Here is a 16,881-nt window from a genome sequence, read left to right as displayed (position 1 = left end):
GTACTTGCAAAAGGTATTTTTCCACAAGTAGCAAGACCTGCTGCTGTACCAATCATGTCACCTTCTGCTATCCCCATATCAAAAAATCTATCTGGAGCAACTTCTTTAAATGATATACTTTTTGTAGCTTTTCCTAAGTCTGCATCCAATACTACTATATCTTTATTTTCTGCAAGTTCTTTTAACACTTGTCCGTAAGCTTCTCTAGTTGCTATTCCCATTCCTATAGACCTCCTTCTAAATCTTTCAATGCTTGTTCTGCTTGTTCTGCATTTGGAGCTGTTCCATGCCATGCAGCATTATTTTCCATAAATGAAACACCTTTACCTTTTACAGTCTTAGCTATTATTACTGTTGGTTTTCCTGTAACTTTTTTAGCTTCATCTATTGCATTTCCTATTTCATCAAAACAATGTCCATTTATTAGTATTACATTCCATCCAAAAGATTTAAATTTGCCATCTACTGGACTAACATTCATTACTTCTTCATTAGAACCATCTATTTGCAATCCATTTAAGTCAACAAATGCAATTAAATTATCTAATTTATAATGTGATGCTGTCATTGCAGCTTCCCATATTTGTCCTTCTTGAATCTCGCCATCTCCTAAAATAGTGTATACTTTATAGCTTTTATTATCTAATTTACCAGCTAATGCCATACCATTTGCAGCAGATAAACCTTGTCCAAGAGAACCAGTAGACATATCTACTCCTGCTACCTTTTTCATGTCTGGATGTCCTTGTAACTTAGAAGTAAATTTTCTTAAACTTATTAAATCCTTTTTTTCAAAATAACCTCTTTCTGCCAAAGTTGCATATAATGCTGGTGCAGAATGCCCTTTTGATAATACAAATCTATCTCTATCTTCATCATTAAATTTTATAGGGTCTATATTCATTTTTTCAAAATACAATACAGTTAATATATCTACTATTGACAGCGAACCTCCTGGGTGTCCAGACTTAGCTTCTGTTATACTTTTTATAATACTTATTCTTATGTTTTTAGCTATTTGTTTTAGTTTTTTATTCATTTTTATACCTCTTAAATTTTTATATTTCTACTAGGATTTTATTAAAATTTATTTCTCTGTTTGCCATTTTACGCAGAAATTCTCCTACCTCATTAAGACCTATTTTATGTGAAATCATTGGTGTAAAAATAATATCTCCTTTTCCCATAAAATCTAATGTTGCGGTCCATGCTCTTCCAGGATAAGGACTTGTATATGAATTCCAAGAACCTTTCAAAGTAAGTTCTCCACGTAATATGCTCTCCGTAGCTTTTGCACTAAGTGGTAATTCTGTATGCGAAATACCTACAAATACTATAGTTCCTCTTTTTTTTGCTATAAGTAGAGATTGCTCTTGAGTAAACCTACTACCAGCAGTCTCTATGACAATATCAGCACCACCATTAGTTATTTTTTTTATTTCTTCAATTGCATCTACTTCTTTTGAATTTACTGTATAGTTCGCTCCTAGACCTTTAGAAAGTTCTAGCTTTTCATTGAAAATATCAACAGCTATAATTTTAGATGCTCCAAAAACCTTTGCCCATTGTAAAGCAAACTGACCTATTGGACCACACCCTAGTACAACTACACTATCTCCTACCTTAATATCTGCTTTTGCAATCCCATGATATGCTATAGTTGCTGGTTCAATTCCAGCAGCAGTTTCATAATCTAATGTATCTGGTAATTTTAAAACATGCTCTTCAGGAACTTTCACATACTCTGCTAAAGCTCCATTTACTCTTGTCCCAATTATATTGTAGTCATTACATAATCCGAAATTCCCCTCTTTACAATAACCACATTCTCCACAAGGAACTAATGGGGCAACAGCTACTCTATCTCCTACTTTAATACTCTTTACTTTTGACCCTACTTTAGCAACTTCACCAGAAAACTCATGTCCTAAGATTAATGGATATGCTGTACCTCCACTCAATCCACTAACCATAGACCTAGGTAAATCCGAGCCACATATTCCAACATATTTAACATTTACAAGTACTTCTCCATCTGTTATTTCTGGTATATCAACCATTTCATATCTAACATCACCTATATCGTATAGTACTGATGCTCTCATCTTATTTGCCATATAAACCTCTCCCTTCATGCTATACACTTATATATAGCAATATTTATGCCATACAAAAAACAAATAATTCATATCTACAAATACCTTACATACAAAGCATTTTGACAGTGTATAATACATTTTATAAAATCAAATTACATTATTGTATAAATATAAAAAAATATGTTTTAAATAACAAAATAAAATTCATAAAATTAATAGTTGAGTACAATAAAACAGAATCCTAATATTTATCAAAATAAAAAGAAATCTACATTTCATTTATAGCTTTTCAGATAATCTCTGATACTCCTATAAAATCAATTATAGATTTCTTGATTCATTGTTTTCTTATATTTAATAAACTTAAGCTATGCTACTACAGGTTCTTCTGCAACATTTTTAAGTGCTTGTTTTTCTAAATATTCAAGTATACTTGTTTTATTCTTTCTAAATAATGCCCATAAGACAAAGTAAATTACAACTGCTAATCCTATATAAATTGGATTTGCACTTAAGAATGCAAAGAACACTAACCCCATCAAAGGTTTTCCTAGTATATTGAAACTTGTTATAAGCATAGCTCCAGCTGGTATAGCAACACCTACACTTGTAGCCATATCTGTAAATAATGGAGCTGTAGATGTACATATATATAATCCTAATCCAAACCATATTATACCTGAAACTATTACTTTTGGTATATTACCATTATGTACTGCAACTAAACCTTGTACCATATATGGAATTGCAAGTAAGTCTACAACTGGTAATACCTGATTACCTGGAAGTATCATAGCTACTACAAGCATTATTGGAATTAAGATAAGACCTGATATTAAAGTTGCAGGTTCACCATATCCCACAGCATCATTTACTGCTATATACCACTCGCGATTTCCAGCTTTTTGCATAATCTTTCTAGCAGCTTCTGTTATAGGTGCAAATGCTTGAGCAAACATACTTGCTACTTTTGGGAATATTGCCATAACAGCACTTGTAGATATACCAACTTTCATTATTTCTCCCCAAGCTTCCATAGTAGTTATTCTAGTCATATTACCTAGTATACCAATAAACATACCCAAGAAAAGACCTAGAGTAATCGGCTCACCTAAAAATCCTAATTTCTTTTCTAATTCTTTAGGGTTTAACTTTATTTTATTTAGTCCAAGTTTGTTATATATAGGGTCTGCAAATACTGCAAAGACAGAAGCTTCAACATTGTGCATAGCTATTATTGTACAATTAGGATATCTATAATAACTAGACCATCTCTTCGCAACTAATTCTGATATTAATAAACTGTATAAGTTTAACAAGACCATACACCCTATACCTAAAGGGAAATTGCCTGTCACTCCTATTACCATTGCTCCCCAAACCATATAAGAATAATTATTCCATAAATCTGATGGTTGGAATACATCTGTCCACTTTACTAAAAATAAAATAGTTTGCAATAATATTCCAAGACCTAAGTATATCATACCTGCACTTGTTGAAAATGCAACTAATGATGTAGCTTGCCAACCAACATCAAACACAGGTAAATTTACTCCTGTACTATCTACCATTCTATTAATTACTGGTGTTATTATTGGTGTAAATGAATTTAATATTAACGTAAAACCTTGCAAAGCAACACCTGCATATACAGCTGAAAGAAACGATTTCTTAGTAGTCACTTTAAATATTTTTGCTATTATGAATATTATAATTGGAACTATAATTGCAGAACCAAATGTATCGATTATAGATTTCATAAATGTTAACATCTTTTACCCTCCTATTTCTAAACATTTATCAAATTAATTAAATATGTCTAAATAAATATCTTTTTGTTGTCATTTTTATTCTAATAAATTCTTAAATGATGCCACTTTAATTAAATTTATTTTGATAGTAGTTATTTGAATAATAGTTTATTATAGTATCTAAATTATTAATTTAAATACTATAAACACTATTTATTTAAACTATCAATAACCTTTAAAACTTCTTCAAAGAATGCATCTTCTCCTATACCAGTAAGACAAGCAAATGCATTTATAGTTGGTATTCCGTAATCACCTGATTGAAGTGGGCTTGTAAATGTTATAAAATCAAATCTTCCTGATTGTGCCAAATTTAATGCTTCTGTTGGTCTAGCCTCTGTTGTTGTAATAGATATACCCTTATCTCCTAATACTTCTTTTAATTTACCTGCCACCATTGATGATGTAACTGTTCCTGAACCACATACTGATAATACGTTAAATTGTTTCATAATAATTTCCTCCTAATATTATATTTAAGTTTTATTTTATATAAATTAAATTGCTCAAAAGTTAATACTGCTTTTAAGTTTCTAATTTTCTATTATTTACTTCTAAAACATCTTTTCATTATATTTCTATAAAATTTAATAATTCAGCTACTTCTTCTTTTGTTGATGCATTTTTTATATCTCTCAACAGCTTTATATTCTGAAAAACTGACATTAAATCTTTTAATAATTTTACTTGAGAGTCTGGATTCTTTACTGCTAGTAAAAATACAAGCTCCACATCTAATTTATCTGTTGGGTCTATCATTGAATTAAATTTTACTGGATTTTTCAATATTCCTACAGCTACATTAGATTCATTTACATGTTGTGAGTCTGTATGTGGAATCGCAACACACATTTCTCCAATATTAAGCCCTGTAGGTAATGTTTTTTCTCTTTTCAAAACGGCATTTATATATGTATTTTTTACATATTTTTTTTGATACATTTTATTTCCTAATTCTCTGATAATACTTTCATAATCATTAGCTTCTAAGTCTAATGATATTAAATCTACATTCATTACCCTAACTCCTCTCAAATTGTTGCTATATCTATATATTTTTAAATTTATCAAATATAATTTTCTTAAAATCTTCTTTATCAAAACACTGTTTAGCACTATTCATAAACTTTTCATCTTTTAAAATTTCAAGAACATTCTTAACAATATCTTTATCATTAGTCTTAAAAACTGGCATAAATACAAAATTCACATTGCCTACACCCCAGTCAATAGGGTTTTTTAATTTAATAAAAACAAATCTTGTACTATTTACTGTAGAAGAATCTCCATGAGGTACACCTGTAGCCCCTTTAGAATAGGTTGGAAGCATTTCTTCTCTATGTAGAACTGAATCCAAATAATCTTTTTCCACATATCCTTTATTGATAAGAATTGAACATACATATTCTAGTAAATCCTTTTTAAAATATATATCTGGCTCAAATATTACTAAATCCTCATCAAGCATTCTTCCATATCCTTTAATTTGACTATCATCTTGCTTTTTTGAAAGATAGATATCTAGGTTTTTAAAAACATCTTTATTATATGGAATAAAATTTATACCTGGTATTTTGGGATTTATTGTACCAACAATGGCTAATATATTATTTTTTTCTCTTAATTTTTCAATTTTATAGGGAAGATTCTCATCCAAAGCACTCATTTGATAACATTTAGTATTGTTGTACTTTTCTTCTAATGTTTTGCTTATGTACTTAGCGGTTCCCTCTCCAGTAAGACATAGGGCTACAATTGCATTGGTTTTATCTATGTGCTTTTCCAGTTCATAATTATATCCCATCCTATCTTTTACAAGAGAAAAAAACATTTCATCAAGTTCTTCATCTCCCATAGAAACTTTCCTAGCTGCTTCTAATGCCATTAAAAGATCTACTCTATCAATAGTTTTAGTATTTATGTTAGTTCTCTTATTTACTATTTGTCCTATATTTGTAAGTGACCCAATATCAACTAAAAATAATATTCCTTTCCCTTGGTCTATTATTTTTGACAACTCCACCGCCTTGTTATATATATTCATTGGTTTTTCATCTAAAGGCATGTCTATGGCCACAGGAAATTTTACTCCCAAAAGCTCTTTAACAACATTTACAGTTTCTGTAGCTATACGACCATGAGAGATTATTATCAATCCAACTTTATCTTTTTTTACTTCATTCTTTAAGGCTGATTTTATATAAAGTGTTATAAATCCAATCTCATCTTCTGGAATCTTAATTTCATTTGTATCTTCAATTTTTATTGCAAAACGTTTTGCTATTTCATATTCTTTTGAAAAATCTATTTTTATTTTTTCTAAGTTTACATTTATTATCTTTTGATTTAGTTTAATCCTTTTTATTGCTTCTTCTAAATGTATTGCTAGATATTTAAATGCATTTTTATTTACTTCTAAATTAGTATTTTTTTCAATTATATTATTCATTAGCTCTTTTACCAGTTTTACTAGACTATCACTTACAAAGCTATTTAAATCACTCATTGAGAAGATTTCTTCATCGTTTTCTAGATTGAACTTTATGTCAGCAAATCTATTTAAAACAAAAGTCCATAAAATGTTTTCTATGTCAATATCTTCAATATCTAGAGACTTTAAATCATAATATTTCTTTTCAATTGTTTTATATATATCCTCTGGTAATATGTACTCATCATTCACAATATTTTCTTTTATTGAGGATTCCTCTACATTAAATGGTATAAATATAGCATTTTTTAAATACTTTCTTATTTCTGTGTATTCAACCTCTTGAAAAGCAGCATCTTTGAAAGAATCCTTAAGCTTTAAAACTTCATTTATATCTACTACTACTATTGATTCACAATCTTCATCTTTAGAATTTATAAACTTCATAAAAGCTCTTGCACAAAGAACCTGAATCATATTTTGTAATTGCCCTATATTTCCACTAAATTTTTTTAATGCAAGTATTTCAATCACATTTTTATCTACAAATATTTTTGCATTTATTCTGTTACACTCTTGTTGAAAGATATTGTATATAAGGTCTATTTTTTCTTTTAACAGTCTATCATGTAATGATGGTAATGTTATTAGCATTGGTATTCTTCTTCTAAATGTCAACAATAAATTAGTCTCTACGTTTTCAGTAGTTGCTCCAATCAGTATCATGCTTACCTTTCTTTCAGCATTAGTTTCACCTAATCTTCTAAATTTGCCTCTGTCTAAAATAGAAAATAGTATTTCTTGACCTTTTGGAGGTAATCTATGAATTTCATCTAAAAATAAAACTCCTCCATCAGCTTCTTCTACAAGACCTGGTGTATCATATTCAGCTCCTGTAAATGCACCTTTTTTATATCCAAATAATAAAGATAACAATAATTGTGGATTATCACTGTAATCAGCACAGTTAAATAGAACAAAATTAGAATTTTCTTTTATTACCTTTTTTTTCTTTGCAAACTCATACATATGTTTAGAAAATAAACTCTTACCAACTCCACTTTCTCCTACAATTAAAGTTGGAAGACCTTTTGGAGGATACAATATAGCAGACTTTGCTTGTTCTACAGCATTTCTAAGACTTCCCTTATTTCCAATCAAAGTTTCAAACGGGTCGCTTGATTTTTCTTCAATTACCTCTACGATTTCCATTTCTAAACTTTCTTTAGGTAAAATTTCCTCTACAACTCTTCTTGATATATTGAATCCTTCTGTCATCAACTCTCTGGTAATTTCTGAAATAGAAATATCCTTGCTGTTTTGCAATATTGCTGAAATCGCTGACTTTAAATAAGGATATCTTCTTTGTCTCGAATTACTTATATTGAGTTCTTTCCTTAGATTAGTTATATTTTCTCTAGTTGTATTTAAAAACTTTGCTATTTGAACATCTGTTAGTGGGTCTTTTTTATTTTCTGTATTTATGATGTTTACAAGTTTATCTCTCAACTCCATGCTTGATAACTCCTTTCTTGATAAATATATAAGCAACTATCATGCCATACTTATTTCAATACTTTTTTTCTTTGCAACGCTTGTAAATGACTACTTTTTCATAAGCATTCATACATTTTGATAAACATTTGCTTTTTGTACATTTAGTAATTTACTAAATGTATTAACTGTTTTTGATTGCTGATATTATAATTCATAATATAGATTATCATATAAATTAGTTATAAAATTAGGATTGAAAAGTTTATTTAATTAGATATAATATTATATATCTACTCAACAAAGAATTTATGAACCCTTATGCTTTTAACACTTTCTGTTTTTAAATTTTAATTCGATATAATAGTATTTTATTAAATGCTCATATACACAGTAATTTAATCATATCTCTAACTGAGGCATGACTTTATATGACATATTATACTATTTTATTTATAAAAATAATTTACAAGTATTAAAATTACACACAGAGAGGAAAATAATATGAAAACATTTAAATCTGAAGCTTTATTGAAATACTCTGCAAAAGATATATTTAATATATTTATAAAATCTGCAAGACTAAATTTCCCTAATTTTAACGAGAAGAGGGCGGTAGGTACATTTGTACAACAAAAAAATAATAAAAGATTTAAGGTTGAAATAACTAATTTTGAGAAGAATAGAATATATGAGATAAAAACAAGCAATAACAGAGAAAGTTTTATTACTAGATATGAACTTATACATATTGATTTAGAAAATACAAAACTTATTTTCACTGAAAGTGAAAGTGATAGAAATATATTTGGAAAAATTAATTCACTTATTGTAAGAATCTTATTTGGAAAAAGACAACCAGATGAATTTAATAATTTTATAAAAAAATTAGAACTAGAACTAGCAAATAAAAAGATTAATTCATAAATATAAATTAAATACTATTGTACTTAAAAACAATTAAATATATTTATTATAGAAATTAAATAGTTAAATAATTTATACTATAAGATAAATAAGGAGTACTTTTAATTATCTTTATTCTATGCGATTACCTAATAATAAAAGCTGTAGATTTTACCTACAGCTTTTTTAGATACTACTTATTTACATTGTTAAGACCTTTTGAATCTTATTGAAATACTTTATTCGCCTTAATACTCATAGTAGATTACATCTTTATACTCATCAAAAATCTTCTTATTTAACTCATCTCCACCGTCTATATTTGCACTATAAAAAATTGGTGGATTCTTTAACCCTCTATTAACTAACTCTTGAGTAACTTGAGCTATAATAGAATTCATAACAGTGGTTGCAATTACAGTAGACGTTGGACTAACTTTTTGATTTAGTCCATCTATGTCTACACAGGCATCTCCCTTTTGACCATGATTATCTATTACTAAATCACACATCTCATAAAGATTTTTTCTTGAAGAATGTCTTGAAGATACGCTCTTTGAATAATTTAAATTAGTTATACATATTACTGTTGCCATCTTTTTTTTAGCTTCTATAGCAAACTCTATACTTACTGGATTTCTACCAGATACTGAGTGAACTATAACTACATCTCCTTCTTTAATTGGAGTCTTATCAGCTAGAGCTGCACCATATCCTTCTAGCCTTTCCATCTTACTAGTGTGAGTTATCGGTGCTGTATCTAGCATTAGAGACTTTGCAAATACTGGATTTATAAGAACACATCCACCTGCCCTGTAGAATAATTCTTCTGTTAGTATTCCTGCATGTGAAGCCCCAAAGGAAAATATAGCACTTTTGTTTTCTATTGCCTCAACAAGGATTTGTACTGCTTTTTCCATATTGACTTTTTCTTCATTTTCTATTATGTCAATTAATCTTTTTATCTCATCTATGTATTTAAATTTCATACTTATAATACTCCTCCAAATAATGAACCTATAAACTTACTGATTATACCAAATAATGAAAGGTCGTTACCACCAAATATTAGTATCCAGTTTTTAATAGTTCCTGAGTAAATTACAGCAGATATTCCTACTAAAGCTACCATAAGTATTGCAGCTACAGCTGTACCTATTATAGCTCCACGTATACCACCTTGCGATTCTCCTATTACTGCTGCTGCTCCGCACTCAAAGAATGAAGTTATAACAAGTGGTATAATTAACATGTTAAATATATTGAAATAGTTACATATTAAAATCATAGCTGTAGATGTTAACATAGCAACTAAAAATCCTATTAATACAGCATTTGGCTTATAGTTAAATAGTATTGGACAGTCAAAAGCTGGTAGTGCGTTTGGTACAACTTTTTCTGATATGCCTTGGAATGCTGGCATTATTTGATTTATTAACATTCTTACCCCATGAAGCATGATTATAAGACCTGCCCCAAAAGAAAGACCTTGCTTTATTGCATATGTTCCAATAAACTCATTAGCATCCTTAAATGCCCCTGGTATTACTATTCCAACAACTATAAACATTAAAAATACTGCCATTCCACCACTTATAGATATTTCTCTAAAGAATGATAAACTTTGAGGTATGTTTATATCTTCTGTAGACTTTTCTTTATTTCCTACTAACTTAGCGACAAACCCTGATACAAGTGCTAAACAACCTGCTGGATGCCCTAGTGTAAAAGATTCATCTCCAATAACGTCAAATACATACTTTCTTAATAACCATGGCATTATTGACCAGTAAAGTGCTGATAGTACTGCTGCAAAAGCTATTAATACTCCACCACCTAATCCAGCTTCAACTCCTGATGCTACAAATATAAACGGAAACCAGTAAAGCATGTGACCTGTTAAGAAGATTGTCTTAATAGGTGTAAATCTTGCTATCATTAAATGAAGAGCTAGACCTACAAACATAGCCAAACCTATAACTCCTCCATAACTTGCAGTAAAAGTAACATCACTTAAACCTTCTGTTACCGCACCACCACTTATACTTTGGAAAGCTCCATTAATTGGTGCTATCGAACTGACTAACATACCTGTTCCAGTTTCCATAATTATGATTCCAAAAGCTGCAAGTAATGCCCCCTTTATAACATCTGATGCTTTCTTTTTCTGTAATATAAGACCAAATGCTGCTATTAATCCAATTAGCATAGACGGATTACGTAAAATATTATTTGAAATAAAATCAAGCATTATATTTTTTTAGTGATAGGTTAACTATTTAAGTTTTCTACCACTAAAATCCCCCTCTCTTGCTTACTATTTTTAATTTCAGTAAGCTTTTATTTTATGTCGATTAACTTAAATTTACTTTTAAATTTACTTTTTTAAATTTATACTATTTCTTATCATTTAAAAAGGTTTGAACAACTTCTGTAACTTCTGCTAAGTCCATATACTTCTTAACTGGATATACTGGTACATTACAAGTTCCTTTTAATTCATTTAATAATTCTTGGCTTGTAAATATACAGTCACAATCAGCTCCTCTAGCTGAGTTTATATCTGTATTTTCTACTTCACCTTCTATACTTAACTGCTTTAAAACCTTTTGTATCGTCATTTTTAATACCATTGATGAACCTACACCAAATCCACATACTGCTAATATTTTCATTTTAAATTCCTCCTAATTTTGTTTATTTATAAGTTCTAGTATTGAGGTTTTGTCTCCATTAATTATTAAATTTATATTTTCTTCTTCATACATCATTTCTGAAAGTGATGCTAATGCTCTGATGTGAGTAGTGTTATCTATAGCAGCTAGTACCATAAATATATTCACTGGCTTTCCTAATAAATCAACCTCATCTTTTACTATAAGTAAAGACATGGCAAGTTTGTTTACCCCTTCTTTAGAACTTGCATGTGGTAGAGCAAATCTATCAGCTAAAACAATATAAGGTCCATACTTTTCAACTGACTTTATCATATTTTCTATATACAAGTCTTCTATAGAGTTGTCTTCTAACAATGGTTTTGAGGCTATTTTTATTGCTTCTTTCCAATCTTTAACATTTTTTATTATATTGACCCTATCTTCATTAATTAATTCCTTTAACATTGGTTGATACATCTCTCCTTCATCTATCTTATGTATTATGTTTAATAAGTCAGCTTTTAATGATTCTTCGTTATTAATAACTCCATTTTTTCTTATCGCCTGTATTATCAGTTCAAGATTGAAATACTTCTCATTTTCTTTTACACTTATGAGTTTGTTCATCAGTAATTGAATGTCTGATGTTGTTAAAAGAGGATTCACAACTATTACATTACTTACATTTTGTATGTCTATGGTTGTAATTATGTAATCATAGTATATATTTACTTCTTTTAGTTGCTTAATAGATACTATACCTACTATTTCTATAGTTGGTATGTATTTGTATAGCTGTATTTCCAAACTCTTTGATACCATAAGACCATTAGGACAAACTAGTAAAACTTTATTCTTTCTTAGACCATTATCTCTAGAACCTCTTAAGTATCCTCCAAAATATGCTGCTATAAATCCTATTTCTTCTTCTCTTATACCTTCAAATACAGGAAACTCTTCTTCATTTTCTATAATTGACTTTATAATCTTATAAAGTGACTTATGTTTATACTTCGTTTCGTCTAGCATAGGGTTGCTAATAGGAAACTTAAATCTTATTCTGTTGTAAGAAGAATGCAAGTGCCTTAAAATATTTTTTTTAAACTCATGTTTACTTTCTAATTTTATTGCTGTATTTACTTCAAACTTGTCTATAAGTTTATCTACATATTCTTCAACAACATCTTCCTTAACTTCACTATTTAAACTAGGAAGTGAACTTACATAAGCACATACATAGGCTTGTTCATTTTCATTAGCTTCTTCACACAAAAGTTCTTTACAATTATTAAAGTAACTAATTTTTTTAGCTTCATTTAGATATTTATAAGAATACAAGGTTTTCCCATCTCTTATTCTTTTATTTAGAAACTTTGTAAACTTAGTTAAATTTAATAAAGAGTAATCTGTAAGGTTTATGCATCCCTTTGTATCAAAGTCAGTTACTTCCTTACTTATAGAATTAATTTCTAATACATTTTCTTGTGTAAGTAGCAAGAAAAGTTCTCTAATAACATATTCATCACCTATTACTTTGTACTTTCCCTTGTACTCTAATTTTAGTCCCATTGTTTGAAGGTGCTTTTTTATATCAGTTATTGTTTGTACTACTGTGTTTTTTGAAAGTAACATTTCATTTGTTAGTTTTTCTATTGATATTTTTTCATCATGTAATATCTTGTTTAATATAAAAGTTTTTCTATATTCACTATCTAGAAATTTATCTTCTTCAGCTGAAATTATTTTTCTTACATTACCTAAGTTACCTTCAAATATAAATTTGTGCTTTATATTTTTTATATTACCTCTTTTTCCTAGTTCTTCATTTATAGATAGGATATCGTAATAAACAGTTCTTTTTGATACATTAAACTTTTCTTGTAGCTCTTGTGATGTTACATTGTTATTTTTAATAATAAAATCTAATATTTTTTTAGCCCTTTCCTTCATACTGCCTCCTTAATTTTATTATCTATATTTTACATACATAGTGCCATACCAAATAATTGCACATGATTTTACCTTATTCTATAATTTTGCACAGTTTAACCCTAATCTAAAAGATAAATGATACTAAAAAGTATTTTTTAAAAAATATGGGAATGGCATAGATTATTTTTTCAAAAAAACAATCTATACTGAGTAAAAAATCCCTAAGTTGTGTCTACTTAAATAAATAGTACTGTAATGATTTAATACAATCAAATACAATTATTACCATACAGATTGAAATAAGTATCTTTGCTAAAATCAGAAAAACACAGAATTTAGTATGAAGGTATGATACGATATATTTAACAAATAAATTGAAAGATAACAAATCAACCATCAAATAAAATAATGTCTATTATATTTATTATCAAGAAATTTTTGAAAGTAAGGAGAATTCGTATGGAACTGTTTAGAAAAAATAAAAAAGAAACAAAAGTCGAAAAATCAGAAGTAAAGCAGTATATTACTGGGGCAGGTGGCTGTATTGTCAGCAAATCGATTCTCAATGGAACATCAAAACTGAGGTGGCTTTTTAGAGAGCATAGTGAGTTTGGAAATGGATGGATTGCTTTTGGTGATACAGATACACAAGAGTATGTAGACAATCCCAAGAATATGGCAATTGTAGATTTTAATACACTTATTAACGTTGAACCAACTACTTTGAATATTTTTTATATGCCCATAGGAACTGATTTAGAATTTCACTCTAATAAAAGTGGAAAATATTTTATTGATACAAATACAGGAAAAGAAATTAGAGAACAAGTTAAACATCCTGCTCAAATAGCATTTGAAAAAAACCTAAAATTTCTAAATCAGGAAAACTATTCAATAGAATTCTTTCAAAGCTTGTTTCAAAGAAGTGAGAAACTTGAACCATTCATTATAGGAGAAACAGATTTCCCAAGTGGAGAAGTTGTCCTTGCAGACCCTCTTGCGTATTTAGGTAGTGAATATATGACTTATTTAGAAAGAAAAATACCTGTAGGAAGTTATTCGGTAGAAATTTCTATCTGCCATTCTAAAATTGCAGGACTTAGAATTGCAGCATCAAGATTGATTATCAATGACAAAAAACCTATCAGGTATGAAATTGCAATGCCAAAGGGAAAGAAATGCGAAGATTTTGGAAAGTCAGGAGCATGGACTTTCTTTGGTGCGGATACAGGATTAGCCTGTTTTTCAGACGCAAAAGTTGCAAAGGAGTATAGTAATTTTATAACAAAATGGCAAAATGAAAATCCAGGTAAAAACAAATATAATGATTATTTTGCAACACTTTTTCAAAAAAGTCATGAAATGCATCCAAATTTACAGAATAAAAATGGCAATTTCTTACTTTTAAAATTACCACAAACATCCTACAGATTAATTATGTTCACAAGCGGTATAGGTGATGGTATTTACAGCGGATATTGGGGGCTTGATGCAGATGGAGAGGTCGCAGAACTTGTAATCCCATTTATGAATCCAACATATTTTTAAGATATTAGGTTGATTATCAGTTTAAATTTATCATTAATATTAGTATTATACACAATATATGTTTGCCTCTATAAGAAAATATTTTGAAAAATACAATTTTCTTATAGAGTTTTTTTATAATTACTTTTTAATTACCTTTTTTCATTAGAAAGATATCATCTTTAGACCTATTTTTGAATATAAATACTACAAACATTATTTCTTTTTATTTTTTGTTCTTGAAGCATGCTTAATAATCCATTGACATTCTTTTGTTATATTTTCTGTTTGCCAACTAGAAATAATTAATTCAAATTTATCTTGCTCTTCTTTGTATAAATCATTTAGATTATTTGCTACACTCTTTTGAATTGTTTTATCTGTATCATTTTTTAGATTAGACAATAATTCAAAATAAGTATCAAAGTATTCTAAGGCAACATACATTTTTTTTGCCCATGGCAACCGTATTCTGAGGCATTCACTGGCTAATCGACGAACTCTTTTATTACTATCTTTACTCCATTTTAAAAGCAATTCCATAGACTGTTCAGGAAAATTATTTATTATAGTACGCATACAATATTCACTAGTAAATCTTTTTGTCAACTCCTTACTGAAAGTTGTACTTACTTCAAAATTTTCTCCACCAAACTTCTCTACATACTTTCCAATGGGCCATAACCAATAACCCTCTGTAAACATGCCTAAACTGCCTTCTAACTCTGGACCTAATATATTCTCAAAAACATTAATAGTATCTGAATAGTTTAAATTGATAGACTTTTTTAAAGCATTTGCTAATAACTCTTGACTTTCATTGAATTCTAACAATTCAATAGTTGGTTTTGTTAGTGAAAAAAACTCATTAATAATAAATTCTGGATATACTGATTTTATTTTTTCAGCTAAGAAGTTTACATATTCAATGTCATAGTAGTCTTTCACTTTCTTAGCCATCTTTTCTAAACCCTGTCAATAAATGAGAAATCGCTTTATAAACTTGATTTTTATCTAAAATATTGCTTTCTGCAAGAAAAATAGATAAATCATTTAATGCACCAGAAATCATATGTGAAATCATATGAATATCAAACTCTATTAATTTCCCATTTTTTTGAGCAACTAAGAGTTGTTCTTCCAAAAGTAAAACAGAATTCTCATTATCCATTTTTTTCCACTCTGTCCATTCTATAATATTGGGTGCTTCGATTAATAATATTCTTTTGTTAGATTCTAAAGTAGCTGATTGTACAAATCCAACACAACCTAAAATTAACTGTTCCCATATATCTTCGGATTTCATAGCTTCTTTTTCTACATTTAATCCAACTTCATACTGAACAAGATTTAAAACTGCTTTAAATAGATTTTTTTTATTTTTAAAATGGTGATATACTGCACCTCTAGTCATATTAGCTTCTTCTGCGATAGCTTCTAATGATGTCTTCTCATAGCCATAAGTAGAAAAATGATTACGTGCAATAGCAATCAAATTTTTTGTAGTATTTATAGATGCTAATTCTTTTTTATTTTTGTTCATTTTCTTTACCCGATTTCTTATAATTTTTAAGATACTCATTTGATGGCGGAATTATTTGAATAATATCAACCAAAATTTTACTTGGAGTTTCAATAATAAAATGTCTTTGTCCAAATTCTTCATTTTTTATATCTAATAAAAGTGATGATTTTTTTCTACTAATTACTTCTGAATATACAGTGTTTACGTCATTAACTTCAATATTAAGAATAAGGCCTTCACACTGTTTTCTATAAAGTTTAGGTATTGAATCATGTGAACTATCAATCAATGCCAACTCAAATTCATCATTGTCTTTTAAGCTAATATACCAATCATTATTAAAGGTTTCCTTGAAATCAAATAATTCTATAAAAAAATCTGCTTCTTTTCTTATATCATTGCACATTAGTACAGGATAAAAACTATTTTTCATAAAAATAATCTCCTTTATATTTGGTATCATCAATATAACATACGTACAGTATGTATGTCAAAT

Annotated in this window: 15 protein-coding genes and 1 pseudogene; 2 read left to right on the top strand and 14 right to left on the bottom strand. The window is 28.6% G+C overall.

Going from position 1 to position 16,881, the window contains the following annotated elements; all coding sequences use genetic code 11:
• The 7 genes and pseudogenes from IR151_RS02125 to IR151_RS02095 all read right to left on the bottom strand — a co-directional run.
• Nucleotides 1-221: pseudogene (locus tag IR151_RS02125) on the bottom strand (transketolase family protein); the annotation flags it as partial.
• 2 nt (nt 222-223) lie between these two features.
• Nucleotides 224-1,045: a transketolase gene (locus IR151_RS02120; protein ID WP_255606540.1), complete on the bottom strand. Its 822-nt coding sequence runs from the start codon at nt 1,043-1,045 to the stop codon at nt 224-226.
• Between the two features lie 13 nt (nt 1,046-1,058).
• A complete protein-coding gene (locus IR151_RS02115; protein WP_227432744.1) occupies nt 1,059-2,117 on the bottom strand; it encodes a galactitol-1-phosphate 5-dehydrogenase in 1,059 nt (352 codons plus the stop codon).
• A gap of 350 nt (nt 2,118-2,467) precedes the next feature.
• Entirely contained in the window at nt 2,468-3,874 is a 1,407-nt protein-coding gene (locus IR151_RS02110; RefSeq protein ID WP_227432743.1) for a PTS galactitol transporter subunit IIC, read from the bottom strand.
• 188 nt (nt 3,875-4,062) lie between these two features.
• A complete protein-coding gene (locus IR151_RS02105) occupies nt 4,063-4,365 on the bottom strand; it encodes a PTS sugar transporter subunit IIB (RefSeq protein ID WP_227432742.1) in 303 nt (100 codons plus the stop codon).
• 118 nt (nt 4,366-4,483) lie between these two features.
• The gene (locus tag IR151_RS02100; RefSeq protein ID WP_227432741.1) at nt 4,484-4,930 is read right to left on the bottom strand and encodes a PTS sugar transporter subunit IIA; all 447 of its coding nucleotides are present in this window, start codon (nt 4,928-4,930) and stop codon (nt 4,484-4,486) included.
• Nucleotides 4,931-4,961: 31 nt separating this feature from the next.
• Nucleotides 4,962-7,859 (bottom strand): sigma 54-interacting transcriptional regulator, encoded by a 2,898-nt coding sequence (locus tag IR151_RS02095; protein ID WP_227432740.1) that lies wholly within the window; start codon nt 7,857-7,859, stop codon nt 4,962-4,964.
• 483 nt (nt 7,860-8,342) lie between these two features.
• Between IR151_RS02095 and IR151_RS02090 the strand changes: the two genes are divergently transcribed.
• Nucleotides 8,343-8,765, top strand: a complete 423-nt coding sequence (locus IR151_RS02090; RefSeq protein WP_227432739.1) for a DUF3284 domain-containing protein — start codon at nt 8,343-8,345, stop codon at nt 8,763-8,765.
• 227 nt (nt 8,766-8,992) lie between these two features.
• Here the strand turns inward: IR151_RS02090 and IR151_RS02085 are convergent, their stop codons facing one another.
• The 4 genes from IR151_RS02085 to IR151_RS02070 all read right to left on the bottom strand — a co-directional run bounded on the left by IR151_RS02085 (nt 8,993) and on the right by IR151_RS02070 (nt 13,351).
• Nucleotides 8,993-9,733 (bottom strand): SIS domain-containing protein, encoded by a 741-nt coding sequence (locus IR151_RS02085; protein WP_227432738.1) that lies wholly within the window; start codon nt 9,731-9,733, stop codon nt 8,993-8,995.
• A 2-nt stretch (nt 9,734-9,735) separates the two neighbouring features.
• Nucleotides 9,736-10,995, bottom strand: a complete 1,260-nt coding sequence (locus tag IR151_RS02080; RefSeq protein WP_227432737.1) for a PTS ascorbate transporter subunit IIC — start codon at nt 10,993-10,995, stop codon at nt 9,736-9,738.
• Nucleotides 10,996-11,140: 145 nt separating this feature from the next.
• Nucleotides 11,141-11,419, bottom strand: a complete 279-nt coding sequence (locus tag IR151_RS02075; protein WP_227432736.1) for a PTS sugar transporter subunit IIB — start codon at nt 11,417-11,419, stop codon at nt 11,141-11,143.
• Nucleotides 11,420-11,431: 12 nt separating this feature from the next.
• On the bottom strand, nt 11,432-13,351 hold the full coding sequence (locus tag IR151_RS02070; protein ID WP_227432735.1) for a BglG family transcription antiterminator: 1,920 nt from the start codon (nt 13,349-13,351) through the stop codon (nt 11,432-11,434).
• A 441-nt stretch (nt 13,352-13,792) separates the two neighbouring features.
• On the opposite strand from IR151_RS02070, the gene IR151_RS02065 reads away from it, so the two are divergent.
• Entirely contained in the window at nt 13,793-14,881 is a 1,089-nt protein-coding gene (locus IR151_RS02065) for a DUF2185 domain-containing protein (protein ID WP_227432734.1), read from the top strand.
• Between the two features lie 195 nt (nt 14,882-15,076).
• Here the strand turns inward: IR151_RS02065 and IR151_RS02060 are convergent, their stop codons facing one another.
• Genes IR151_RS02060 through IR151_RS02050 form a run of 3 tightly spaced genes read right to left on the bottom strand, consistent with a single transcriptional unit; the run spans nt 15,077 to nt 16,818 of the window.
• The gene (locus tag IR151_RS02060; protein WP_227432733.1) at nt 15,077-15,820 is read right to left on the bottom strand and encodes a DNA alkylation repair protein; all 744 of its coding nucleotides are present in this window, start codon (nt 15,818-15,820) and stop codon (nt 15,077-15,079) included.
• On the bottom strand, nt 15,813-16,403 hold the full coding sequence (locus IR151_RS02055) for a TetR/AcrR family transcriptional regulator (protein WP_227432732.1): 591 nt from the start codon (nt 16,401-16,403) through the stop codon (nt 15,813-15,815). Before IR151_RS02055 ends, IR151_RS02060 begins: the two co-directional genes overlap by 8 nt.
• Nucleotides 16,390-16,818, bottom strand: a complete 429-nt coding sequence (locus tag IR151_RS02050; RefSeq protein WP_227432731.1) for a hypothetical protein — start codon at nt 16,816-16,818, stop codon at nt 16,390-16,392. The genes IR151_RS02055 and IR151_RS02050 overlap by 14 nt, the downstream gene beginning before the upstream one ends.
• Nucleotides 16,819-16,881 lie beyond the last annotated feature (63 nt).

This window comes from Clostridioides sp. ES-S-0006-03 (assembly GCF_020662275.1).
Taxonomy (GTDB): Bacteria; Bacillota; Clostridia; order Peptostreptococcales; family Peptostreptococcaceae; genus Clostridioides.
This window is presented reverse-complemented; position numbering and strand designations above follow the sequence as displayed.

What these genes read in the sequence shown, in the direction of transcription:
- IR151_RS02070 (WP_227432735.1), bottom strand. Translation starts at nt 13,351, where the DNA reads ATGAAGGAAAGGGCTAAAAAAATATTAGATTTTATTATTAAAAATAAC.
- IR151_RS02055 (WP_227432732.1), bottom strand. Translation starts at nt 16,403, where the DNA reads ATGAACAAAAATAAAAAAGAATTAGCATCTATAAATACTACAAAAAAT.
- IR151_RS02090 (WP_227432739.1), top strand. Translation starts at nt 8,343, where the DNA reads ATGAAAACATTTAAATCTGAAGCTTTATTGAAATACTCTGCAAAAGAT.
- IR151_RS02115 (WP_227432744.1), bottom strand. Translation starts at nt 2,117, where the DNA reads ATGGCAAATAAGATGAGAGCATCAGTACTATACGATATAGGTGATGTT.
- IR151_RS02080 (WP_227432737.1), bottom strand. Translation starts at nt 10,995, where the DNA reads ATGCTTGATTTTATTTCAAATAATATTTTACGTAATCCGTCTATGCTA.
- IR151_RS02100 (WP_227432741.1), bottom strand. Translation starts at nt 4,930, where the DNA reads ATGAATGTAGATTTAATATCATTAGACTTAGAAGCTAATGATTATGAA.
- IR151_RS02110 (WP_227432743.1), bottom strand. Translation starts at nt 3,874, where the DNA reads ATGTTAACATTTATGAAATCTATAATCGATACATTTGGTTCTGCAATT.
- IR151_RS02060 (WP_227432733.1), bottom strand. Translation starts at nt 15,820, where the DNA reads ATGGCTAAGAAAGTGAAAGACTACTATGACATTGAATATGTAAACTTC.
- IR151_RS02085 (WP_227432738.1), bottom strand. Translation starts at nt 9,733, where the DNA reads ATGAAATTTAAATACATAGATGAGATAAAAAGATTAATTGACATAATA.
- IR151_RS02065 (WP_227432734.1), top strand. Translation starts at nt 13,793, where the DNA reads ATGGAACTGTTTAGAAAAAATAAAAAAGAAACAAAAGTCGAAAAATCA.
- IR151_RS02050 (WP_227432731.1), bottom strand. Translation starts at nt 16,818, where the DNA reads ATGAAAAATAGTTTTTATCCTGTACTAATGTGCAATGATATAAGAAAA.
- IR151_RS02075 (WP_227432736.1), bottom strand. Translation starts at nt 11,419, where the DNA reads ATGAAAATATTAGCAGTATGTGGATTTGGTGTAGGTTCATCAATGGTA.
- IR151_RS02095 (WP_227432740.1), bottom strand. Translation starts at nt 7,859, where the DNA reads ATGGAGTTGAGAGATAAACTTGTAAACATCATAAATACAGAAAATAAA.
- IR151_RS02105 (WP_227432742.1), bottom strand. Translation starts at nt 4,365, where the DNA reads ATGAAACAATTTAACGTATTATCAGTATGTGGTTCAGGAACAGTTACA.